The organism is Rhizobium rhizogenes NBRC 13257, assembly GCF_000696095.1.
GTDB lineage: Bacteria > Pseudomonadota > Alphaproteobacteria > Rhizobiales > Rhizobiaceae > Rhizobium > Rhizobium rhizogenes.
Genome location: NZ_BAYX01000006.1, coordinates 280,986 through 303,349, shown reverse-complemented (window position 1 = coordinate 303,349; position 22,364 = coordinate 280,986). Strand labels below are relative to the sequence as shown.

21 protein-coding genes are annotated in these 22,364 nt (G+C 60.3%); 8 read left to right on the top strand and 13 right to left on the bottom strand.

The window, feature by feature from the left end; all coding sequences use genetic code 11:
- Positions 1–12: 12 nt before the first annotated feature.
- Positions 13–969: a transketolase family protein gene (locus RRH01S_RS15560; RefSeq protein WP_042472725.1), complete on the bottom strand. Its 957-nt coding sequence runs from the start codon at positions 967–969 to the stop codon at positions 13–15.
- Positions 969–1,778 (bottom strand): transketolase, encoded by an 810-nt coding sequence (locus RRH01S_RS15555; RefSeq protein ID WP_042472722.1) that lies wholly within the window; start codon positions 1,776–1,778, stop codon positions 969–971. The genes RRH01S_RS15560 and RRH01S_RS15555 overlap by 1 nt, the downstream gene beginning before the upstream one ends.
- A 223-nt stretch (positions 1,779–2,001) precedes the next feature.
- Here RRH01S_RS15555 and RRH01S_RS15550 point away from each other — a divergent pair, with 223 nt between their 5' ends.
- The 6 genes from RRH01S_RS15550 to RRH01S_RS15525 all read left to right on the top strand — a co-directional run bounded on the left by RRH01S_RS15550 (position 2,002) and on the right by RRH01S_RS15525 (position 7,930).
- A complete protein-coding gene (locus RRH01S_RS15550; RefSeq protein ID WP_042472719.1) occupies positions 2,002–2,982 on the top strand; it encodes an ABC transporter permease in 981 nt (326 codons plus the stop codon).
- Between the two features lie 117 nt (positions 2,983–3,099).
- Positions 3,100–4,029 carry a sugar ABC transporter substrate-binding protein gene (locus RRH01S_RS15545; RefSeq protein WP_042472716.1) on the top strand — a complete coding sequence of 310 codons (930 nt, stop codon included), beginning with the start codon at positions 3,100–3,102 and terminating at the stop codon, positions 4,027–4,029.
- A gap of 22 nt (positions 4,030–4,051) precedes the next feature.
- Positions 4,052–5,530, top strand: a complete 1,479-nt coding sequence (locus tag RRH01S_RS15540; RefSeq protein WP_042472712.1) for a sugar ABC transporter ATP-binding protein — start codon at positions 4,052–4,054, stop codon at positions 5,528–5,530.
- Positions 5,531–5,553: 23 nt separating this feature from the next.
- On the top strand, positions 5,554–6,342 hold the full coding sequence (locus RRH01S_RS15535) for an SDR family oxidoreductase (RefSeq protein WP_007700398.1): 789 nt from the start codon (positions 5,554–5,556) through the stop codon (positions 6,340–6,342).
- A 5-nt stretch (positions 6,343–6,347) separates the two neighbouring features.
- A complete protein-coding gene (gene tpiA, locus RRH01S_RS15530) occupies positions 6,348–7,094 on the top strand; it encodes a triose-phosphate isomerase (RefSeq protein ID WP_042473080.1) in 747 nt (248 codons plus the stop codon).
- A gap of 53 nt (positions 7,095–7,147) precedes the next feature.
- Complete coding sequence (locus RRH01S_RS15525) at positions 7,148–7,930, top strand: glucose 1-dehydrogenase (protein ID WP_042472709.1); 783 nt, start codon at positions 7,148–7,150, stop codon at positions 7,928–7,930.
- Between the two features lie 106 nt (positions 7,931–8,036).
- Here the strand turns inward: RRH01S_RS15525 and RRH01S_RS15520 are convergent, their stop codons facing one another.
- From RRH01S_RS15520 to RRH01S_RS15495, 6 genes are all read right to left on the bottom strand, one after another.
- Entirely contained in the window at positions 8,037–8,978 is a 942-nt protein-coding gene (locus tag RRH01S_RS15520; protein ID WP_042472707.1) for a sugar phosphate isomerase/epimerase family protein, read from the bottom strand.
- A gap of 74 nt (positions 8,979–9,052) precedes the next feature.
- On the bottom strand, positions 9,053–10,225 hold the full coding sequence (locus tag RRH01S_RS15515) for a Gfo/Idh/MocA family protein (protein WP_042472703.1): 1,173 nt from the start codon (positions 10,223–10,225) through the stop codon (positions 9,053–9,055).
- 136 nt (positions 10,226–10,361) lie between these two features.
- The gene (locus RRH01S_RS15510) at positions 10,362–11,267 is read right to left on the bottom strand and encodes a sugar phosphate isomerase/epimerase family protein (RefSeq protein WP_007700386.1); all 906 of its coding nucleotides are present in this window, start codon (positions 11,265–11,267) and stop codon (positions 10,362–10,364) included.
- Between the two features lie 104 nt (positions 11,268–11,371).
- Entirely contained in the window at positions 11,372–12,160 is a 789-nt protein-coding gene (locus tag RRH01S_RS15505) for an ATP-binding cassette domain-containing protein (protein ID WP_007700383.1), read from the bottom strand.
- A gap of 1 nt (position 12,161) precedes the next feature.
- On the bottom strand, positions 12,162–13,169 hold the full coding sequence (locus RRH01S_RS15500; protein WP_007700380.1) for an ABC transporter permease: 1,008 nt from the start codon (positions 13,167–13,169) through the stop codon (positions 12,162–12,164).
- A 116-nt stretch (positions 13,170–13,285) separates the two neighbouring features.
- A complete protein-coding gene (locus RRH01S_RS15495) occupies positions 13,286–14,269 on the bottom strand; it encodes a substrate-binding domain-containing protein (protein ID WP_012649810.1) in 984 nt (327 codons plus the stop codon).
- Between the two features lie 156 nt (positions 14,270–14,425).
- On the opposite strand from RRH01S_RS15495, the gene RRH01S_RS15490 reads away from it, so the two are divergent.
- Together RRH01S_RS15490 and curA are read left to right on the top strand one after the other, a co-directional pair.
- Positions 14,426–15,463 carry a LacI family DNA-binding transcriptional regulator gene (locus tag RRH01S_RS15490; RefSeq protein ID WP_007700372.1) on the top strand — a complete coding sequence of 346 codons (1,038 nt, stop codon included), beginning with the start codon at positions 14,426–14,428 and terminating at the stop codon, positions 15,461–15,463.
- Between the two features lie 362 nt (positions 15,464–15,825).
- Complete coding sequence (gene curA / locus RRH01S_RS15485) at positions 15,826–16,854, top strand: NADPH-dependent curcumin/dihydrocurcumin reductase (RefSeq protein WP_042472699.1); 1,029 nt, start codon at positions 15,826–15,828, stop codon at positions 16,852–16,854.
- 81 nt (positions 16,855–16,935) lie between these two features.
- Here the strand turns inward: curA and RRH01S_RS15480 are convergent, their stop codons facing one another.
- The 5 genes from RRH01S_RS15480 to RRH01S_RS15460 all read right to left on the bottom strand — a co-directional run bounded on the left by RRH01S_RS15480 (position 16,936) and on the right by RRH01S_RS15460 (position 22,358).
- Positions 16,936–18,165, bottom strand: a complete 1,230-nt coding sequence (locus RRH01S_RS15480) for an acyl-CoA dehydrogenase family protein (RefSeq protein ID WP_042472697.1) — start codon at positions 18,163–18,165, stop codon at positions 16,936–16,938.
- Positions 18,165–18,962 (bottom strand): ABC transporter ATP-binding protein, encoded by a 798-nt coding sequence (locus RRH01S_RS15475; protein WP_007700369.1) that lies wholly within the window; start codon positions 18,960–18,962, stop codon positions 18,165–18,167. The genes RRH01S_RS15480 and RRH01S_RS15475 overlap by 1 nt, the downstream gene beginning before the upstream one ends.
- 15 nt (positions 18,963–18,977) lie before the next feature.
- Complete coding sequence (locus tag RRH01S_RS15470; RefSeq protein ID WP_042472692.1) at positions 18,978–20,315, bottom strand: ABC transporter substrate-binding protein; 1,338 nt, start codon at positions 20,313–20,315, stop codon at positions 18,978–18,980.
- A 96-nt stretch (positions 20,316–20,411) separates the two neighbouring features.
- The gene (locus RRH01S_RS15465) at positions 20,412–21,473 is read right to left on the bottom strand and encodes a branched-chain amino acid ABC transporter permease (RefSeq protein WP_007700366.1); all 1,062 of its coding nucleotides are present in this window, start codon (positions 21,471–21,473) and stop codon (positions 20,412–20,414) included.
- A 3-nt stretch (positions 21,474–21,476) separates the two neighbouring features.
- Positions 21,477–22,358, bottom strand: coding sequence for a branched-chain amino acid ABC transporter permease (locus RRH01S_RS15460; protein WP_012649802.1), 882 nt, complete (start codon positions 22,356–22,358; stop codon positions 21,477–21,479).
- Between the last annotated feature and the right edge of the window lie 6 nt (positions 22,359–22,364).

Genomic DNA, 22,364 nt, shown 5'->3' with positions numbered 1-22,364 from the left:
AGAAGCGCTTGCTCACTTCCGCTTCAACAGGGCAAGCGTCGCCTCTGCGATGGCACTCGGAGCCATACCGAACTCATCCAGCAGAAATTCGGCAGAGCCGGTCGGCGCATAGACGCCCGGGACACCCAGACGCTTCATGGGCACCGGCGCATTGTCGACCACGACCTCGGCGACGGCCGATCCGAGACCACCGTAGATCGAATGCTCTTCAGCGGTTACGATCGCGCCGGTTTCCCTTGCGGCGGCGATAATCGCATCTTCATCGATGGGACGCACCGTTGCCATATTGAGCACGCGCGCGTCGACACCCTGCCTTGCCAATATATCCGCCGCTTTCAACATGCGATGCGTCAGCGTTCCATTGGCGATCAGCGTCACGTCTCCACCATCCCGAAGGAGGTTTGCCCGGCCGGGCACGAACTTATGACCCTCCGGAAGGAGATCCGGCACGCCGACACGCGACAGACGAAGGAAGCAGGGGCCGGCATAGCTCGCGGCCCATTCGATTGCTGCGGCCGTCTCTATCCGATCGCATGGTGCGATAACGGGCAAATTGGGCAGAACGCGGGTCCAGGCGAAGTCCTCGATGGAATGATGCGTGGGGCCGAGTTCACCGTAAGCCATGCCTGACGAAATACCGATCAGCTTGACGTTGGCATTCGAGTAGGAAATGTCGGCCTTGATCTGTTCCAGGGCGCGGCCGGTCAGGAAGCAGGATGCGGCGCAGACGAAGGGGATGCGTCCGCCATTGGCAAGTCCCGCGCTAACGCCGACCATGTTCTGCTCTGCGATACCGACGTTGATCAAGCGCTCCGGAAACTTCGACTTGAAGCCGCCAAGCTTCGAGGAGCCGACCGAGTCATTGCAGACGGCGACGATCGTCTGATCGGCCGATGCCAGCGCTTCCAGGGTCGCGGCGAACGCATCGCGGCAGTCGTGCAAAGCGGTAGTTGAGATGGGCGCGTCCATTAAAGTGCCTCCGACAGTTCTGCGACTGCGAGTTCGTACTGTTCCTTGTTTGGCACCTTGTGATGCCAGTCGACCCGGTCCTGCATGAACGAAATGCCGTGGCCCTTGTTGGTGTGGGCGACGATGCAATGCGGGCGGGCGCCCCGATGCTGAAGTGCCGGAACGATTTCCGCCATTTCATTGCCATTGATCTCACTGACCTCCCAGCCGAATGCTTCGAGCTTCGGCCGCAATGGCGCTACATTGTTGGTATCGGCAAGGGCAGCACCCTGCTGGAACCGATTGTGGTCGATGATCAGCGTCAGGTTATCCAGCCCGAACTGGGACGCCGCCATGATCGCTTCCCAGTTCGATCCTTCCTGCATCTCGCCATCGCCGGTCATGACGTAGGTGTGGTAGCCCGCAGAGGCAAGCTTGCCGGCTTTTGCGATACCGATGGCGACCGGAAGGCCATGTCCAAGCGGACCGGTATTGGTCTCGACACCGGGAACCTTGTTGCAATTCGGGTGTCCGTTAAGACGCGAGTACGGCTGCAGGAAGGTCGAGATCTCGTCCTCGGGGAAGAAACCGCGCTTCGCCAGGGTGATGTAGAGGGCGCATGCGGTGTGTCCCTTTGAGAGAACGAACCGGTCCCGGCCAGGATGCTTCGCGTTATCCGGATAGATCTTCAACACATGGAAATAGAGCGCGGTGAGGATATCGATCGCCGACATCTCCCCGCCAATATGACCCGCGCCCGCCGCATATACCGCTTCCAGATCGCGCAGACGTATCTGACGCGCGATGCGCTCAAGTTCCTTCCACTGCATGACGCTTCCTTTGTGCATAAATATTCACTATCACATATTTTTGCATAAACTGCGCTCTAGTCAAGCCAATTTCTGAATATAACCCTGCGCGACCTCGGGGATCGGCACCTACAGGCCTATTGACACGACCAGAAAGAGGCGGTAGTGCATTTTTCAACACTTGTGAATAATTATTCTATTGCGAGGATTAAATCTCGCATTCAGCGAATGGGTGGGAGGAACAATGTCCGCACTCGGTGTTCAAGAGCCGGCTCAACAGTCCAGGAATTCGCTGGCATGGCTCGGCGGAGCGACAGGCCCCCTGATTGGACTGCTGCTACTCTGCGCATTCCTAAGCGTTGCGACCGATACGTTTCTTTCGACGCGGAACGCATTGAACATTCTCGACCAGATTACCGTTCTCGGCATCATGTCCGTCGGAATGACCTTCGTCATTCTCATCGGAGGCATCGATCTGTCGGTTGGATCGGTGCTCGCTTTGTCGATGATGATCATGGGATGGGTTGCAAACGTCGCCGGGCTGCCGATGGCGGTCGCCGTTCCCCTGGCACTCCTTGCCTCAGCATTGAGCGGCCTGATTGTCGGCGTGATGGTGACGAGTTTCCGCGTTCCAGCCTTCATTGCAACGCTTGCGATGATGTCGGTCGCGCGTGGCGTGGCCAATATGATTACCGATGGCCAGCAGATCGTCGGCTTCCCGGATTGGTTCACGATGCTGGCGATCGACCGGCATTTCGGTGTGCTGACGGCCACGGTCTTCGTGATGCTCGCCATCGTCCTCGTCGCCTGGCTTTTCCTGCAGTTTCGCTCGGAAGGCCGCATGCTCTACGCCGTCGGCGGAAGCCCGGAGGTTGCCCGCCTCGCCGGCATCAATGTCGCGCTCGTGACGATCGGCGTTTACGTCGTTTGCGCAATACTTGCCGGCCTGGCGGGGATTGTCCTTGCCGCTCGCCTCGATGCCGTCCAGCCCTCCAGCGGCTTCGGCTATGAGCTCGACACCATCGCGGCAGTTGTGATCGGCGGCACCTCGCTTTCGGGCGGAGCCGGAGGCATCGGCGGCACCTTGATCGGTGTGCTCATCATCGGCGTGCTGCGCAACGGTCTCAATTTGCTGAATGTCTCCCCCTTCCTGCAGCAGGTCATTATCGGCGTGGTCATCGTGCTCGCCGTCGGCGCTGAAACGCTCCGCCGCAAGAAGAGATGATGTAAGCGGCCAATTGGGCCGCGCATTCGAGAATTCCTCTCCTGGCGATTGGAGAGGATCAAAAGCCCAGGGGCGGAGGAAACACCCAGGGGCAAGGTCAAACCCAAGGAGGAACTGATGAAACTTTCCCGCATTCTACTGACGACAGCTGCCGCCCTCGCCCTTTCATTCGGATCGGTGCAGGCCAAGGAAGTCAAGAAGCTCGGCCTCGCGGTCGCCAACCTTCAGGCAAACTTCTTCAACCAGATCAAGCAGGCCGTTGAAGCCGAGGCCAAGACCCGTGGCATCACGGTGGTGACGGTCGATGCGAAGGGCGATGGCCCGACGCAGGTGAACCAGATCCAGGATCTTCTCACCCAGAACATCGATGCGCTGATCTACATCCCGGCGGGCGCCGCGGCAGCGACCATTCCCGTGAAACTCGCACACCAGGCAGACGTTCCGGTCATCAATGTGGACCGCAACGCCGATGGCGCTCCGGGCGACACCTTCCTGGCGACCGACTCCGTCGCCTCGGCCAATGCCGTGTGCAAGCACATCATCGAAAAGGCCGGCGGCAAGGGCAACATGGTGATCATCCACGGCCAAAAGGGTACGACCCCGGAAGTCGATCGCACCAAGGGCTGCATGGACGCCGTCAAGGCAAACCCGGGTGTGAAGATCGTTGCAGAGCAGTGGTCCAACATGTGGAGCCAGGATGAGGGCTTCCAGATCATGCAGAACATGCTCCAGGCACATCCTGATGTTTCCATCGTGTTTGCCCAGGCAGACGGTCTGGCATTGGGCGCGGCGCAGGCCATCAAGGTCGGCAACCCGTCGCAGAAGGTCGTCGTTGGTGGCTTTGACGGTGACACCGCCGCTCTTGAAGCCCTCAAGAACAGCGTTTTCGACGTCACCGCGACACAGCAGACGCAGAAGATGGGTCGCGCGGCCGTGGATATGGCCGTCAAGATCGTTGGTGGCGAGAAGGTGCCGCCTGTTCAGCTGATGGATGCGACGCTCACCACGAAAGAAAACGTGGAAAGCTTTATCGCCAACCATCCATAAATTCAGGCTCGGGAGTGGTGATATGACGGAACCGGTTCTCTCTCTTCGGGGCATCTCGAAGCGCTATGGCCCGCTTGAGGTCCTCAAGAGCGTCAGCCTCGACGTTTACCCCGGAGAGGTTGTCGCCCTCCTCGGTGAAAACGGCGCCGGCAAGTCGACCTTGTCGGGCATCATCGCCGGATCACGCACTCCTTCTGAGGGCACAATGACATGGCAGGGGCAGCCTTACGCCCCTGCCTCCCCCCGCGAAGCGATCGACAAGGGCGTCGTGCTGATCCATCAGGAGCTTCAGCTCCTACCGGAACTGACGATTGCCGAGAACGTCTTCATCGGTCGTTGGCCGATGAAGAACGGGATCGTGGATCGTGCGCAGATGGTCAAGCGCGCGCAGGAGCAACTGTCGCGCTTGAACCTGCACATTCCCGCCACGAGGAAAGTCGCGGGCCTTTCGACGGCAAATCAACAGCTGATCGAAATTGCAAAGGCCCTGGCGCTGGATGCAAAACTGCTGATCCTCGATGAACCCACAGCCGCGCTCGGCGGCGCGGAAACCGAGGCTCTCTTTCAACAGGTTCGCAAGCTGCGCTCCGAAGGGGTCGGGATCATCTACATCTCGCACCGAATGGACGAAATCAAACGGATCACGGATCGCATCGTCGTACTGCGCGACGGCGAGCGGGTCCAGGAATTCGCCGATAGCGCAACACCGGTTCGCACCATCGTCGAAAGCATGGTCGGGCGGTCGCTCGACAGACTGTTCCCCGCCTTGCCGGCTCCACAGGAGCGGCCGGTCCTCAAGGTCGAGGGCCTGACCGCCGTTGACGGCTCGTTCAGGGATGTGAGCTTCGAGGTTCGGGCCGGTGAGATTTTCGGGATAGCAGGGCTTGTCGGCGCCGGTCGAACAGAATTGGTGCGCGCGATTTCCGGCGCCGATGCGCTGAAGGCAGGCGTGATTCATCTCAATGGAGAACAGCTGGCGCTGCGCAGCCCGGCCGACGCGATCGCAAGGGGCATCGTGATGGTGCCGGAGGATCGGAAGCTCCAGGGCCTCGTCGTCAGCCATCGGATCGGCGAAAATCTTGTCTACGCCAACCTGGACCGGTTCGGCCGCCGGTGGATCACGCCTTCGATGAAGCGTGACTTTGCGAGGAAAGCCATCTCGACCTTCGGGATCAAGGGGCGCGGCGAGCAGCTGGCATCGGACCTTTCCGGCGGAAACCAGCAGAAAATCGTGATCGCCAAATGGCTGATGCGCGACCCCAAGGTCGTCGTTCTCGACGAGCCGACGCGCGGCATCGACGTTGGCGCGCGCGCCGGCATCTACGACATCATCGTGGGTCTGGCAAAACGCGGCGTCGCCGTCATCGTCGTCAGCTCCGATCTTGAGGAAGTGCTTGGCGTTTCGAACCGGATTCTCGTGCTTGCGCAAGGCAAACAGGCGGGCATTCTGGATCGCGACCAGGCGAACGACGTCTCCATTATGGAATTGGCTACAATCTAAAACGAATGAAGAAAGGAAGAGCGATGCCTGACATCACTCTGAATGCGCCGAAGCTTTTCGATCTCGCCGGGCAGATTGCCTTTGTCACAGGTGCCGGCAGCGGTATCGGACAACGCATCGCGATCGGTCTTGCACAATGCGGCGCAGACGTCGCTCTCCTCGATCGCAGGGACGATGACGGCCTGGCCACGACGGCAGGATTTATCCGTCAGGCCGGGCGCCGGTCGATCCAGATCGCGGCTGATGTGACGAACAAGGCATCGCTTGCCGAGGCGGTCGAGCGGACGGAAGCCGAACTTGGCCATTTGTCGCTGGCGGTGAATGCGGCCGGCATTGCGAATGCCAATCCTGCGGAGGAGATGGAAGAAGACCAGTACCAGACCCTGATGGACATCAACCTCAAGGGTGTGTTCCTCTCCTGCCAGGCGGAAGCCCGCTCCATGCTCAAACATGGCAAGGGTTCCATCGTCAACATCGCCTCCATGTCCGGCGTCATCGTCAATCGCGGCCTTAACCAGTGCCACTATAACGCCTCCAAGGCGGGCGTGATCCACATGTCGAAATCCATGGCGATGGAGTGGGTCGGACGCGGCATCCGCGTCAATACGATTTCGCCCGGCTATACGGCCACACCGATGAACACCCGACCGGAGATGATCCACCAGACGAAGCTTTTCGAAGAGCAGACCCCGATGCAGCGCATGGCAGCCGTCGACGAGATGGTCGGCCCTGCCGTGTTTCTGCTCTCGGATGCCGCAAGCTTCGTAACCGGCGTCGACCTGTTGGTTGACGGCGGATTCTGCGCCTGGTGATCGTGATGCCCCGCAAATTGATCGCTGGAAACTGGAAGATGAATGGATTGGTCTCGGATCTGTCCGAGATCACGGCAATCGCGGCGGCAGCCGAGGGTGCCGCCGCCGAAGCTGTCGTTTGCCCGCCCGCTACACTGATCGACAGGGCGGCGGCCATCTCCAAGGGAAACAAACTGCGTATTGGCGGGCAGGATTGCCACCCCAATTCCTCCGGCGCGCATACGGGTGACGTTTCGGCCCAGATGCTCGCCGATATCGGCGCAACATATGTGATCCTCGGTCATTCCGAGCGCCGGGCGGACCACGGCGAGACCAGCGCAATGGTTGCTGCAAAGGCATCGGCTGCCTATCGCGCCGGGCTTAACGCCATCATCTGCGTGGGTGAAACCGAGAGCGAGAGGGCCAGCGGCGCCACATTGGCTGTCGTCGAAGAACAGCTTCAGTCCTCACTTCCCGATGGGGCAAGTGCGACAAACACGACCATTGCCTATGAACCCGTGTGGGCAATCGGAACCGGGCGAGTACCCACGGAAGAAGAGATCGCCGAGGTTCACGCCGCCTTGCGCGCAGCGCTTTCCAGAAGATTTGGATCCGAGGCGAATGACATCCGTTTGCTCTATGGCGGCTCGGTGAAGCCGGCTAATGCTCGCCCGATCTTCTCAATTCCGGGAGTCGATGGCGCACTTGTCGGCGGCGCGTCGCTCAAGGCATCAGACTTCATATCAATCCTGTCCGCCGCGTCCGGATCGTAAGCGAAAAGCGGCCGCCGACGGGATCATGCGGACAATGAAAGGGAGGAGTTTCCATGCATCGCTTCGAAAATAAGGCGGTCGTCGTCACCGGCGCGAGCCGGGGGATCGGTGCGGCCATCGCAAAACGGTTCGCGCGCGAAGGCGCGAATGTGCTTGTCTCGGCGAATGAAGAGACTGTCCATTCTGTTGCGGATGACATCAGAAGCTATGGCGGGCGCGCGGCCTCCTTCGTCGGCGACGTCACGGACAAAGCCAGCGTCATCGCTCTCTTTGACACCGCAGAACGTGAATTCGGCTCCGTCGATGTCTCCATCCAGAATGCCGGCGTCATCACGATATCGCGCGTCGAGAACCTGGCCGAAGCGGACTGGGACAAGGTGATGGCGGTGAACACAAAGGGCGTGTTCCTATGCGCGCAGGAGGCGATCGCGCGCATGCGCAAGCATCGCCGTGGCGGCCGCATCATCAACACCGCATCAGGTCAGGCGCGAGACGGCTTCATCTACACGCCTCACTATGCAGCCTCGAAGATGGGGGTCGTCGGGATCACCCAAAGCCTGGCCAAGGAAGTCGCGGTCGAGAACATCACCGTCAATGCCTTCTGCCCCGGGATCATCGAGACCGATATGTGGGCTTACAACGATCAGGCCTGGGGCAAGCTGCTCGGCAACTACGGTCCCGGCGAGCTCATAAAGGAATGGGTTGACGGCATACCGATGAAACGGGCCGGCTCCGGCGAAGATGTCGCCGGGCTCGTGACCTTCCTCGCCAGCGACGATGCCGCTTATATCACCGGCCAGACGATCAACGTCGACGGCGGCTTGATCATGTCGTGAGTGCGTTCACTGGGCATTTCTTGACACTCCATGAGAACTACCCCGCGCTGCCGGCGCGGGGTATGCCGGGCAAGCGCGGGCAATAGCCTGCCCGCGCCAAGATCTTTCAGCGGCTGATCGTCGCTTTCAGCGCATTGATGGATGACTGGATACCGGCCTCCGTGGACATGGTGAAATCTTCCATCTCGAGGCTGACCCAGTCGTTGTAGCCGACCATCCGCACGACCGAGAAGAACTCCTTCCACCATTGCAGATCATGGCCGGCGCCGACGGCGACATAATTCCATGTGCGGTTTGCCACATCGGTCACGTCTTTCAGTTCCAGCAGGCCGTTGACGTCGGCGAGCCCGCGTTCGATGCGCGTGTCCTTGCCGTGGCAATGATGGATCGCACTCCCGAGTGCACGCGCCGATGCGATCGGATCAGCGCCCATCCACATCAGGTGCGATGGATCGAGGTTCATGCCCACCTTCGGGCCGACCTCGTTGCGCAGGCGGAACAGAGTTTCGGGATTCCGCACCAGCATCGCCGAGAAGTTTTCGAGCGCGATTTTCTCGACGCCCGTTTCATCCGCAAGCCTCACGAGATCATGCCACAATGGGAAGGCGCGCTCCTCCCACTGGTAGCGGTCGCGCTCCGGCATCTCGTTGGGCCAGCTTTTGGTGTAGACGAGCCAGTTGGGCACCATGTCGCCGGGTGCTGCCTCCGGCAGACCGGACATGGTGACGATTTTCTTCACCCCGATCTCGCCGGCAAGACGAAAGGTCTCTTCCATTTCCTTGCGGTGACGCTTGCCCATGTCGCCTGGATCAAGCGGATTGGCCGAGCAGTTCAGGGCGGCGATCTCCAGGCCACGAGCCTCGATTTCCCTAAGCTTAGTCCTGAGAATGCCCTTGTCCGCAAGAAGTTCGTCAGCGCGGAAATGCGGAGCGCCGGACCAACCACCACCGGTCATTTCAACGCCTTCGACGCCAAGTTCCACGCATTTGTCCAGCATGTCCGTGAAGGACAGATTTCCCATCACGTCGGTGCAGATTGAAAGTCTCATCGGTTCATCTTTCCTGAAAAGAGGTATCGAGGCGCGCCGGGGGAGTAGGAGGAAACCGGCGCGCCTCTCCCGGGTTATTCGAAGCGGACCCAGACGGAGCCTGCGTCTGCGGATCGCACGCAGTTTTCCAGCCAGCGCACGCCGTCGGTGCCCGCCTTGATGCCCGGATAGTGATGATCCCTCAGGAAGGCGCCGTCGCCGCGCTTCTTCGCGTCGATGGCCTGCGCGATCCAGAGATAGATGTTCGACCAGCTGTCGCCGAGACCTTCTGTGTGCAGGGCGCCCATGCGCTCATAGCGCAGGCTCTCGTCTTCAAGGTACGGCATCCCGTGGTGAAGCACCTGCGGCGGCTGTCCCTGCACCTCGTAGATCAGCTCGTTGGGTTGGGTGTCGGTCCATTCGACCGAGGCCTTGGATCCGACGAAACGGAACCTCTGGCTGGCCATGGAACCGGCATTGACCGACGACACCCAGAGACGGCCGACCGCACCATTGTCGTAGTGCGACAGCACATAGGCATTGTCCTCAAGCGGCGCACGCGATCTGATGAACGACTGGCGGTCGCAGAGGAGTTTTTCGATCTTCATATGCGGCAGCACGATCTGCGACATGTAGTAGATATGCGTTCCGATATCGCCGAGAACGAAGGTCGGACCCGATGTTGCCGGATTGGTGCGCCACTTCTGCGCGTCGGATGCATTGGCATCGTCGCCGGAGCTGAAGCCGTGCGTATACTGCATGTCGACGATGCGGATGTCGCCGAGGATCCCCTTCTTGACCATCGCCGCCATCTGATGAAGCAGCGGATGACCGGAGAAACCATAGGTCACGCCGACGATCAGCCCCTTCTCTTCCGCCAGCTTGGCAATTTCGTCGCATTCGGCCACGGTGAAGAACAGCGGCTTTTCACAGATCACATGAAGGCCAGCCTCAAGGCACGCCTTGGTGATCTCGTAGTGGGTGAAGTTGGGCGTGGCGATGGAAACCACTTCCACGCCATCCGGGCGCTGGCTTTCCGCGGCAATCAGCGCCTTGTAGTCGTCATAGCAACGCTCGGGCGCAACACCGAGCTTCACGCCGAAATCGCGGCCACGCGCGACGTCGAGGTCGAAAGCACCGCAGATGAGCTGGTAGCTGCCATCCCGCAACGCGCCGGTGCGGTGCTTGTAGCCCACCTGCCCCGTGCGGCCGCCGCCAACCATGCCCCACCGAAGAGGACGGTCGATAAGTCTTTCTCCGTTAATCATTTTCGAGCCTTTCAGAATGCTTGTTTGTGGATGTTTGAAAAATGTTCGCTACGGCGCGCGTTCGGGAAAGCCGCTCTCCAATCGACGGACATCCGCTGTCCGATCATGCCCGTTGCGAGAGAGCCGGCTCCAAGGGTCATTTCGCACCCCAGTGCTTGTCGATATATTCCTGCATCTTGCCGCGCATGAACTTGCCGGAATGGTCTGCCCGTTCCTCCCAGGCAAAGACGCAGGCCGTCATGATGCCGTCGAAGCCGATCTCGGCGAGCGTCCCGAAGAAATCGTCCCAGGGCACTTCGCCCTGCCCGATGTCCAGATGCTGGTGGACGCGGGCCATTGAGCCGGGTGGATTGACGATGTAGCGCAGGCCCGAGGATGCCTTGTGATTGAAGGTATCGCCGACATGGACATGAGCAAGGACATCCTTGGCTTCCCGCAGCATCGCCTTGGTGTCGTCGCCGAAGTAGAAGGTGTGGGGCGCGCAGTAGAGGAACTTGACGTTCTTCGAATTGACCGTGCGGATGATGTCGAGCGCGGGCTGAAGGGTCTCGCACCAATCTTCCGGATGGGGTTCAACGTGGAGGTTGACGCCTTCCTTCTCGAAGATCGGCACCAGCTCTTCCATCGAGCGCCACCAGGCATCTTCGCACGCCTCGATCATCGAGCCCGTGTGGCAGCAATAGCAGGATCCCTTATCGGGATGGGGTCCGCGACCGAACTCCGAGTTCATGGTGTCGACGCCCAGTTCGACGCAGATCTCGATCGCGCGCTTCCAATGCTTGACCGCCGCCTGCCTTTCGGTCTCGTCGTTCGATGCCCAGCGATACATCGGAAGCAGCGAGGCTATTCCGACATTTGCGTCGGAGAGCGCCTTCTTGAAGGACTTGATGCGGCCAGGAAAAACGCGGGGCGCCTTGAACCACTCGAGGAAGTCCCCTCGCGGGCTCAATTCCATCCATTCATATCCAAGCTCGGCCACCTTTGAGGGCAGCGCATCGAGCGAGAGATGGCGATGCATGAAGGGGTCGATTGCGATTTTCATTTCTGGTCACCCGTCTGAGAGTTGTTTGGCTGGGCCATCCGGACATCGGATGGCGTTGGTTCTGTACCGCCGCGATCCGCAGCGGCACCCGCTTGAAAGAGCTGCTATCCGGCGGAATGGGCCTGGATCTCCGCCTCCAGCTCGGCCATCGCTTCGCCACCGGCCATGAGATCGGTAATCTCCTCGCGGGTCCGTTCGCCCTTACGGAAATCCGCCGCCTTGGCGCCCTTGATCAGCACCGCGAAATGGTCGCCGACCGTCATGGCGTGGATGACGTTGTGGGTGATGAAGATCACCGCGAGGCCACGACGGCGCGCTTCCAACACGATGCGCAGAACGTGCGCCGCCTCCTTGACGCCGAGAGCTGCGGTTGGCTCATCGAGGATCAGCACCCGTGCGCCGAAATGGACGGCACGCGCGATCGCCAGCGATTGCCGCTCGCCGCCGGACAGGCCACCGATGAGACGGTCACCGTCGTCGATCCGGGTAATGCCGAACTCCCGGACTGCCTTCACGGCAACGTCGTTCGCGGTCTTGCGGTCGTAGACCTTGAACGGCCCGAAGCCTTTCGTCGGCTCACGACCCACGAAGAACGAGCGACCGATGCTCATGAGAGGAAAGGTGCCGCCGAACTGGTGGACGGTCGCGATCCCCAAATCCGCCGCCTCGCGCGGGTTGCTGAAGGTGATCGGCTGGCCGTCGAACTTCACAGTGCCCGTTGTCGGCTTGTAGACGCCGGCAAAGGTCTTGATGAGCGTGGACTTGCCCGCGCCGTTGTCCCCGAGAAGACACAACACCTCGCCGGGGTGAACCCTCAATGTGATATCGTAGAGGACATCGATCGGACCGAAAGACTTGTTGACGTTTTCGAGCTCAAGGATCGGGGTTGCCATCTCATAGCCCTCCCTTTTTTCTCTTCGGCGAGTAGGTAAGCGCCATCTGACGGAACGTATTGTTCATGAGAACCGCGACCAGAAGCATCACGCCGATGATCAGGCTCGACCAGTTGCGGTCGAAGGATGTGAAGTAGATGCCCTGGTTGACCACGGCGAAGGTGATGGTTCCAAAGAAGATTCCGATCACCGACCCGAAACCTCCCGTCAGCAATACGCCGCCGACGACGACCGAGATGATTGCGTTGAAGATGAACGTCATGCCGCCCGACACCTGGGCCGAATTGAACAGGATGGCCTGACACATGCCGACGAACGAGGCACCAGTTGCTGAGAGAACGAAGAGGATCACGGTCAGCTTGGTTGTCGGAATACCGGCATTGCGCGCGCTGATCCTGTCGCCTCCCATGGCGAAAACCCAATTGCCATAGGGCGAATAGTGCATGAAGAAGACGAAGAGCGCGGTGATCGCCAGCCACCACAGGATGATCACCTGAAAGGAGCCGGCCAGGAACTGTCCGAAGACGAACTTGGCCCAGGGAGCCGCCGTCAGCGCCACGCTGGTTGTTCCGGTCACGAGTACCGAAAAGCCGAGCATCAGGCCCTGAACCGCAAAGAGCGTGCCAAGCGTCACGATCAGCGACGGAACGGCCGTTCGCACGACCAGCAGACCGTTGACCAGCCCGACGACGATGCCGAAGGCGATAGAGCCGAGCATCCCGACCCAGATCGGCAGTCCATAATGCCCCGACAGCACGGCGACGATCATGGATCCCGCTGGGATCATCGCACCTATGGAAATGTCGAGTTCGCCGGCGATCATCAGCAGCCCGATCGGCAGTGCGACGATGCCAAGATTGGCGGCGACGTTGAGCCAGCTCGCCGCCCCTGCCGGCTCGAGGAATTTCGTGCTGCCGAAGACGACGAAGAACACGAGGACGCCGATGAGGCCAAGGAAGGCGCCTGCCTCCGGTCGGCGCAGGAGGCTGCCAAATGATAGGTTGTTCATGTACGTTACCCCAGTTTTGGGCGTGACTACGCAAACGCCGGATCAAGGATCCGATCGCTGGACTGAAAGCGTCCGGCCGGCGAAGAGCCCACAGGCCGGACGTCATCGATTGAGGATCAGCGCACGCCCTTGCCGACGCCAGCCAGGGTCGCTTCGATGTTCGAAGCATCGACGATCCCGGGTCCGGTCAGGACCGGGGCGGTCGGAAGGTTCGTGCCGTAATCGATATGGGACGCAAGCAGCGTGACGCCGAGCAGCGACTGCAGGTAGGGCTGCTGGTCGATGGCGAAGGTCTGCGAGCCGTCCTTGATCCTGGCGAGGCCCGAGCCGTTCAGGTCGAAGGTACCGTGTGCCACCTTACCGGCCTTGCCTGCCTGCTTGATACCGCTCGCGCCCGCATCCGCATCCGTCGCGCTGATGTTGATGACGCCGTCGATCGTATCGTCCTGAAGCAGCGTGGCCTTGATCGCCTCGGCAATCGCGGTCTGGTCGCCGAAGCTCGTCGCCGGAAGCGGCAGCTGCTTACCCTTGCCGCCCTTGGCGACGATGCCGTCGATAACACCCTTGCAACGGGCTTCCTGATTGGCGGCGCCAGGCACGGTATTGACGCACAGAACGTTCTTGCTGCCCTTGGAAGCGAAATATTCGCCCCCTGCCTTACCGGCCGTATATTCATCCGAGCCGACATAATTGATGGCACCAAGTTCGCGTGCCTTGTCGATGCTGCCGGCATTGATGAGAATGACCTTGATGCCGGCGGCGACGGCGGCCTTGATTGCTTCATCCTCGGCCTCCGGCACCCAATCGGGAACGGCGATACCGTTCACGCCCTGGCTAATGGCCGTCCGCACGAGTTGTGCCGCGTCCGGTCCGAGATTGTCGTAGGTCTGAAGCTGAAGGTAGGTGACGGATCCGCCGTTCTTCCCCACCACGAGAGAGGCATCATCGATCCCCTTCTTGATGCGGCTCCAGAATTCATCGTCGGTCTTGCCGCCAATGACGGCAATATTCGCCGCCATGGCTGAAGACGCGGCGACAACGCCGATTGCGAGTGCAGCACTCGTGAGCAGCCCATGCAGGGCGCGTCGTGAAAATTTCATCTGATTTCCTCCCAGCGATCTCACCGTGGATGTCTCCTTCATCCTTGGCGTCGCGAAAAAGAACTAGCAGACACAGTATCGGCGTGGAATATATCTTGCGCTGAAATGATATTTTTGTATCATTTCGTTTCAACTTGAAATGAGATATTTTAGCTCATGAAAAAGCGTCCCACCATCGCCATGCTGGCCGAACTGTCCGGCGTCAGCATCTCCACCGTTAACCGGATCATGGGAGGATCCGGATCGGTGCGGGCGGAGACGATCCAGAGGGTCCAAAATGCTGCGGAGGAGCTTGGCTTCTATGGGCTTGGCGTCATCGAGGGTCGCAAACAGGAGGCCATTCCGAGCTATCGTTTCGGGTTCCTGCTGCAGCAGTCGACCCGCGATCTGTACCAGCTGTTCGCCGCGAAGATCGTGGAGGCCGCCGCGCGGCGACATAACGAAAAGATCGAGGCTGTGATCGACTTCGTCGACGTGCTCGAGCCCCAGAACATCGCCGACCGGCTCGAAGCGCTCGGGAAGCGCTGCGACGCGACGGCCGTCGTGGCCGGAGACCACCCCCTGATCGGCCAGACAATCCAGTCGCTCAAATCCCGGGGCAAGCCCGTCGTTGCCTATATTACCGACCAGTCCGCCTCAGCGCGCGCAGGCTTCGTGGGTACGGACAACTGGAAACTCGGGCGGACGGCAGCCTGGCTTCTCGCTCAGATGACGCCGGATGCGGGACGCCTCGCAGTGTTCATCGGAAACCATCGCTATCAGTGCCAGGATATATCCGACGCGAGCTTCCGATCCTACATCCGCGAACACGCGCCGCATCTCCAGGTCGACGATAGCCGGCCCACGCACGAGGAACCACAGGAAGCCTATCGCATGGTCAGCGAACTCCTGTCCGAGCTCGATGATCTCCGAGGCGTTTTCATCATTGGCGGCGGCATATCCGGGGTCCTGCGCGCGGTTCGCGAAGCTCCTGAGGAGAAAAGCAGGAATGTCCGCATCATCTGCCGCGACATCGGCCCGGAAACGCGAAAGGGGCTCACCGAAGGCCTGATCACCGCCGCTCTGTGCCATCCACTCGAGCAGACCTCCGACGCTCTGATCGCCACGATGCTCGCCGGCTTGGATAATCGAAGCAGCACGACGATCCTGCAGCGCGTGGTTCCCTTCGAGATCATCACGCCTGAGAGCATCTGAAGCATCGGACCCCATAAGGACCCCTGTCTCCGGAAAAGATCCTTCGAAGATAACAGGTCGTGAACTCACAACATCGTGCAAGCCATCTCTATCCCTAAGCGATTGCTATTGCCTACATAATCCAGATAAATTATGGATTACTCAGACAGATAAACTGCAAACCGGCAGATGCCGGAGATTGCTTTGCGGATAGCCATCTCAAGGCAGCATCATACTCGACAAGGACTGGCGACCCTGCGCCAAGGTCAAATGGGAATGAGGGATGCAGATGCCATCAACTGCCGTTGGGAACCCATGGGCCGCCCCATCTGAAACAAATTCCTGATACCTAGAAGCAAAAATCGACACGAGGAAACATACGCATGGCCAGCCAACCCGTCTCCACCCGCATCGTCCTTGCGTCGCGCCCATCCGGAACACCGACGGCGGCGAACTTCAGGCTTGAGCAGGAGCCTGTCCGGGATCTTGCCGAGGGCGAGGTTCTTCTCCAGATCCTCTATCTTTCCCTTGACCCCTACATGCGCGGGCGCATGGACGATGCCAAGTCCTATGCCAAGCCGGTCGACATCGGCGGCGTGATGGAAGGCGGCACGGTCGCGCGGATCGCACGCAGCCGCAACACGGCGTTCAACCCCGGGGATATCGTCCTCTCGCATTCCGGCTGGCAGAGCTATGCGATTTCCGACGGCACCGCCCTGCGCAAGCTCGACCCGGAGGCAGCACCGATCACGACGGCACTCGGTATTCTCGGAATGACCGGCTTTACCGCCTATGCCGGGCTTCGCAATATCGGCAAACCCAAAGCCGGCGAAACGCTCGTGGTCGCGGCAGCGAGCGGCGCGGTTGGCTCTGCGGTTGGCCAAATGGCGAAGATTTTTCGTGCGCGCGCTGTCGGGATCGCGGGTGGGCCAGAGAAATGCGACTACATACGCGAAGAGCTCGGGTTTGATGCCGCGATAGATCATCATTCGAGCGATTTCCCCGCGCAGCTCGCGGCTGCTTGCCCGAATGGAATCGATGTCTATTTCGAGAATGTCGGCGGCCATGTCTGGAGCGCGGTGTTTCCATTGCTGAACGACTTCGCGCGCGTCCCGGTCTGCGGACTGATCGCGCACTACAACGAAGGCCCTTCCGCCTCGAGCGGACAGGATCAGCTCCCTGCCGTGATGCGCGCAATCCTGCGCAAAAGCCTCACGATACGCGGCTTCATACAACGCGAGTTCACCGACCAGCGTCCCGACTTCTATCGCGAAGCCGGAACATGGATCGCCGAAGGCCGGCTCAAGTACAAGGAAGATATCGTCGACGGACTTGAAAACGCGCCGCAGGCTTTTTTCGGTCTGCTGGAAGGAAGGAATTTCGGAAAGCTGATCGTGCGCGTCGCGCCCTGAGCAGCAATAGACCTTCCGTGGTCGAACATGCCGGTGTCCCGTGCTGACGGGATACCGGCAGACGTTGGATGCATGCGACCTTCAAGCCGGCGTACCAATCCGCCACTGATAAGGGGGCGGCGTTCCATTGACGGCGAAATCTCCGATGATGCGGTCCTTGTAGATACGCGGATTGTGAGAAGAGAGCGTACGGGCATTGCGCCAATGGCGATCCAACCCGTTCGGCTTCTTGGTCGCCGAGGCGCCCAATGCGTCGAAAAGAATGGTCGATGCCTGTAGGATCAGATCCGAAATGACGGTCTGGGCCTGCGCTGTTTCCAGTTCGGCAATCACGTTCGCCTTTTCCTCCAGCTCCGGATCGTCGATGAAGCGGGTGTCGAACGCCCGCTGGATCGACGCTGCCGCCTGAAGCACGATTGCACTTGAACTATAAGCACCGCCACGAATTCGCCCGACGACCTGCAGAACCTGCGGGTCCTGGCTGGAACGGGGGCCTGCCGCATGGGTATAAGTCCGCGTGCGCTCCGCAACGGCCTTGGTAACATCATTGGTGATTGCCCGGCCAATGCCCGCAAGGGTCGCCAGATGGACGAGCTGATAGAAGGCAGCACCATATTTGAACCTGTTATCATCAAGCACGATGTCGTTCTCGGTCACCTTGACGTTGGTGAATGTGGTGGTGCCGCTTGCCGTCAGGACCTGGCCAAATCCATCCCAATCGTCGACCACATCGACCCCTTCAGCATGACGGCGCACGGCAACCGCGATCCCCTCGCCTTTCGCATCGGAGGCGCCGACATCGATCCAGTCGGCGTAGAGCGAACCGGTCGTATAATATTTGGCGCCATTCAGAACCAAGGAACCGTCGTCGCCCGAAACATGGGTTGAGAAGCGGTCGAGCCCAGCTCCGTTGCCAATCTCCGTCCAGGCACTGCCGACAATCTCGCCACGGCCGATCCGCTCGAACCAGACCTTCTGCCGCTCGGCCGACTTCGAATTGAGAATATCCTCGGTGAAGCCGAAATGGGCGCGCAGCGCCTGGGTGATGTTGGAATCCGCCGCTGAAAGCTCGATCAGGAGATTGAAGAATTCCGGCAGCGTTGCGCCCTGCCCGCCATGCTCACGCGGCAGACGAACGGCACCGAAACCGGCCTCCTTGAGCCTTTTGATGGCGTCGAAAGGCAGATCGCGCTCCAGTTCGCGGCGGTTGGCATCCTTGGCGATATCGTCAAAAATCGGACGAAACCGCGCCGCGATCGTCTCGTATCTCTCACTCGGGCCGGCGCCCCAGCCTTGTGCGATCTGTGTCATCAGTGTGGGTATCCCTGTTGGTCCTGTGTTTCGGCGCTGTTGCCGCCGAGATAGAAATCATGGACGTCGTCGCGCGCCCGTAGTTCCTCCGCCGTCCCGGAAATGGCGACGCGGCCGTTTTCGAGAATGTAGCCGTAATCGGCATAGCGCAGCGCCAGGTTGACGTTCTGCTCGGCGATCAGAAAGCTGACGCCGCCCTGCTTGTTGAGCGTGTGGATGATCTCGAAGATCTCCTGCACGATGATCGGCGCGAGACCCATCGACGGCTCATCGAGAAGCAGGAGGCGCGGTTTGGTCATCAGCGCACGGCCTATGGCGACCATCTGTTGTTCACCGCCGGAGGTAAGGCCCGCTTTCGTCCGGCGTTTTTCCTTGAGCCGTGGAAACCAGTTGTAGATCTGTTCCAGATCGGCCTGCAGGTCGCGCCGCTTGGGGCGACGCAGGAAGCCGCCGGACAGGATATTTTCCTCGACCGTCAGCTGCGGAAAGCAGTGTCGGCCTTCGAGAACCTGGACAACACCCTTGGCCACCAGCCGCGAGGCGGAAAGGCGATTGATCGCCTCTCCGTCCCAGGTGATCGACCCTCGGCTGACATGGCCGCGCTCCGGCCCAAGCAGGTTCGATATGGCCTTTAGGGTCGTCGTCTTTCCGGCGCCGTTGGCCCCAAGGAGGGCGACGATCGCCCCCGCCTCGACCTTGAGCGAGACGTCCCTCACGGCCAGGATCGCCTGGCCGTAAAGAGCCTCGATGGTGCGGACCTCAAGCTGCCCGCCCTGTGTTGCGCCAACAACGCTCATCCGCTCACCCGCCTGTCAGTTCGCCACCGGCTCGCGCGGGGGCAAGTTCTTTTCCTTGGCATAAGCGGCGGCCTTGGCGAAGATCGCATCCTTGAAGAGCGGCCTGTCGCCCTTCAGCCAGCCGGTGACAGCATTCCATTTGGTGCCATCCCACTGCACGATCTTGGCGGCCGGCTGGCCCTCATGATCCTGCGGCGTCACCTTCAGCGGGCTCAGCAAGCCGGTTGCGCCGAGTTCTTCGATCCGTTCAGCCGTGATGTCGAGATGCTCGACAGCCCAATGGCCTTCCTCTTTGGTCAGCGGACGGTTACCAAACTTCGCCTGCCCGGTGCGCAGGACCTCGGTGAAGATGATCGCCTGTACGAGGCCGGCATTGTAGTAAACCGAGCCGAACTTCGTGGGATCCTTGAGATCACCCTTGCCGGCATCGATGATGTTCTTCTTCAGCTCCTGGCTGATCTTGAAATCGGTGCCGGACGGATAGACGGAGACGGCGAGGTAATTCTTGGCCGCGGCACCCGCCGGGCGCGCGTCCTCCTCGGAACCGGTCCAGATATCACCGATGATTCGGTCTGCCGGGAAGCCGACGCGAGCGGCCGTCTTCAGGCCGACCGGCGACATCACGCCCCAGGCGCGAAAGAATACCCAGTCGACACCGGCGCGCTTGATCTGCTGCCACTGTGCCTGCTGCTGTTCGCCCGGATGCGGTACGGGGATCTGGATATCCTCGAAGCCATACTTCTTGGCGAGGATTCCCATCGGCTGGATAGTCTCACGGCCATATCCGGAATCATGGTAGAGCGTGGCAATCTTTAGGCCCTTCAGCTTGTCGTAGCCACCCACCTGATTGGCGATATGCTCGATGACAATCGAGGCTTCCGTCCAGTAATCGAAGAGAAGCGGAAACTGGTAGGGGAAGACACTCCCATCAACGGCATCGCCGCGGCCGCCGGCGACCGATACGATCGGCAGCTGATCGATGCGCGCCTTGTCGGAAATCGCGGCATCGAAGCCGCTCGACGTGGTGAAGAGGGCAGCAACCGGCGCGCCGGCGTAGCCGTTCTTGTAGCGCTCATAGCATTCGAATGCCCGCTCCAGCGTATAGGCCGTCTCACATTCCTGCACGAAGATCTTGACGCCGTTGACGCCGCCCTTCTCGTTTATGTAGTTGAAATAATCGCGATATCCCGCCCATTGGGGAATGCCCGATGGGGCATAGGGCCCGGTGCGATAGGAAAACAGCGGAAAGAGCTGCTGTCCCGTTCCCTCTTCCGCGTAGGATGGCGCAACTGCCGTAGACGCTGCGATGGCGATCGCCCCGACCAGCATGAATGCTTTCTTGAAAAATGACATTGGAAACCCCGTTGGTACAATGAAAGAAGGCGGCGCCTGACTGTTTGGGAGGAAGAACCCGACACCGGAGGTTCGTCCTTGTTTGAAAAGGAACGTCTATGTCGCCCCGCGCTTCCATTTGCCGATGGCGGCTGTTGCCCGGCGTATGAGCGCCGCCAGCCCGTCCGGCTCCTTGATCAGGATCAGAATGATGATCACGCCGAAGATGACGCGCTGGAGATTGGTCAGCGCGCCCTGATCGCCCAGGAATGAGAGGTTGGCCGCAAGGACGATGCGGTCGAGCAGGATCGGCGTCAGCACGATGAAGGCCGCGCCGAGGAAATTGCCGAAGATCGTTGCGGTGCCGCCGATCAGCACGATGAAGAGCACCTGGAACGACTTGTCGAGATTGAAGGTGTGGGCATCGGAGGTGCCGAGATAGGCGAAGCCCCAGAGAACGCCGGTTACGCCCAGAAAGAACGAACTGATCGCATAGGCCTGCAGCTTGCGGCGCGCGATGCGGATGCCGATCACCGAGGCGGCGGTGTCCATATCACGGATCGCCATCCACTCGCGCCCGAGACGGCTCTTCACGATCAGGAAGGCAAGGCCGATCAGCGCCGTGGCAACCGAGATTGCCAGCAGGTATCGGCCGGCGGGAGACTGGAGATCACGCCCAAGAAAGGCGAGACGCGGCGCCGAGATCGTCAGCGACTGGCTATCATTGGAGAACCAAGTGAAATTGCTGAAGACCCATTCGAAGAAGAACTGGGCGCCAAGCGTCGAGGCCCCGAGATAGAAGCCTTTGATCCGAAGCGCCGGAAGCCCGAAGACGACACCGGCAGCAGCGGCGACGAGGCCCGAGACCAGAAGCACCACCGGTAGCGGCAGGAAAGGCGCACGCAGGATCAGATTATAGGCAGTGAATGCTCCGATCGACATGAAGGCCGCCGATCCCAACGAAACCAGTCCGGCATAGCCCATCAGAAGGTTGAGGCTGATCCCGGCGAGGCCCATCACCAGCGTCGGGATGATGATCGAGCTTAGCCAATAGTCGCTGGCGCCAAGCGGCACCGCGACGAAGAGCAGCAGTAATCCGGCGATAACAGCCAGAATGCGCAGATTGCTCTTCGACGATGTGGCGGCGGCCTCTGTGAGCACGTTGTTGGAGACGCTCATGGATCAGACCCTTTCGATGGCGCGGTCGCCGAAGAGACCGGCGGGGCGGACAAGGAGAAAGGCAACTGCCAGGATGTAGGCGAACCAGGTGGAAACGCTGCCGCCAACCAACGGGCCGATATAGATGTCGGCTAAGGATTCAGCCGCGCCGACAATCAGACCGCCGACAATGGCGCCGGGAATGGAGGAGAAGCCGCCGATGATCAGCACCGGCAGAGCCTTCAGCGTGATCAGCGACAGCGAATATTGCACGCCTTGCCGCGCGCCCCACAAAAGCCCGGCAACCAGTGCCACGATGCCTGCGACACTCCAGACGATGCGCCAGATCTGCGGCAGGCGGATACCGATGGACTGGGCGGCGAGCGTATCGTCTGCAACGGCGCGCAGGGAAATCCCCATGCGCGTCTTGCTGAAGACGATAGCAAGGACAATAACGAGCCCGACCACAATCAGCGAGGCGACGATATCGAACTGGCTGATCAATATGCCGCCGAAATCGCTGGCGATGTCATCGATCCCGATATCGAGCATATGCACGTCCGTGCCGAGGAAAAACTGCGTCGCGCCCTCGATGACGAAGCTTAAACCCAGCGTCGCCATGAACAGGGTCAGCGGATCACGGTTGCGCAAGGGTCTAAGAACGAGCGCCTCGATCGCGACGGCCGTCGCGATCATCACGCCACAGGTGATGGCAAAGGCGACCCAGAAGGAAATGCCCCGTTCGACCAGCGTGACGAATGTCAGTGCCGAGAGGAACACCATCGCGCCCTGCGCGAAGTTGAAGACGCCGGAGGCCTTGTAGATCAGCACGAAGCCGATGGCGACCAGGCCATACATCAGGCCGGCGAAGAGGCCAGTGATCAGGGTTTCGAGAAAATATCCCATCGTCGC